At 75.2% G+C, this 670-nt stretch carries 2 protein-coding genes; both read right to left on the reverse strand.

The features are described 5' to 3' along the window. On the reverse strand, positions 1-471 hold a 471-nt coding region (locus IEY93_RS37590; RefSeq protein ID WP_189167899.1), incomplete at its 3' end, for a sugar phosphate isomerase/epimerase family protein. After that, positions 468-670, reverse strand: a 203-nt coding sequence (locus IEY93_RS37595) for a DUF993 family protein (protein WP_189167900.1), incomplete at its 5' end; no start/stop codon positions are given. The genes IEY93_RS37590 and IEY93_RS37595, both read right to left, overlap by 4 nt.

Consider the following 670-nt stretch of genomic DNA (forward strand, 5'->3'; position numbering starts at 1 on the left):
TACGGCACGGTCGGCGCAGTACATGGGGTGCAGCGGCTCCAGCGCGAGCCGCACACCGCGCTCGGCCGCGTACGGGGCCAGCAGGGCGAGCGCGTCGGCGACCCGGATCCGCGCCTCGGCCAGGTCGCGGCTGAAGCCTGGACGCGGAGCGCCTCCGGGGGAGACTCCGGGGAGCCCGCCCACGACCAGCACCAGGCAGGCGGCGTCCAGGGCGGCGGCCTCGTCGATCGCGGCGCGGTTGTCCTTCAGCGCGGGCCCCGGGCCGGTCAGGAAGCCGCCCCGGCACAGGGAGGAGACGCGCAGTCCCGCGTCGGTGACCAGTTTCGCGGTCGCCGCCAGGCCCTGCTCGGCCACCGCTTCCCGCCACAGCCCGATGGCGGGGATGCCGTGCCGGACGCATCCATCGACGGCCTCGCGCATCGACCAGCGCCGGGTCGTCCACTGGTTGAGGGACAGGCGGGCCGGACTCATCCGGTCACCCCGGCGGTGGCGAGCAGGGCGCGCATGCGTGCGGCGGCCAGGCCGGGGTCGGGCAGCAGCCCGGCCTGGTCGGCGAGGCGGAACACCTCGGACAGGTGGAGGATCGACCGGTTGCTGTGCGCGCCGTTCACCATGACGAACGCGTCCTGGTGCCCGGCGAGCCAGGCCAGCAGGACGATGCCGGTCTTGT

Source organism: Sphaerisporangium melleum (genome assembly GCF_014646695.1).
GTDB classification, from domain to species: Bacteria; Actinomycetota; Actinomycetes; order Streptosporangiales; family Streptosporangiaceae; genus Sphaerisporangium; species Sphaerisporangium melleum.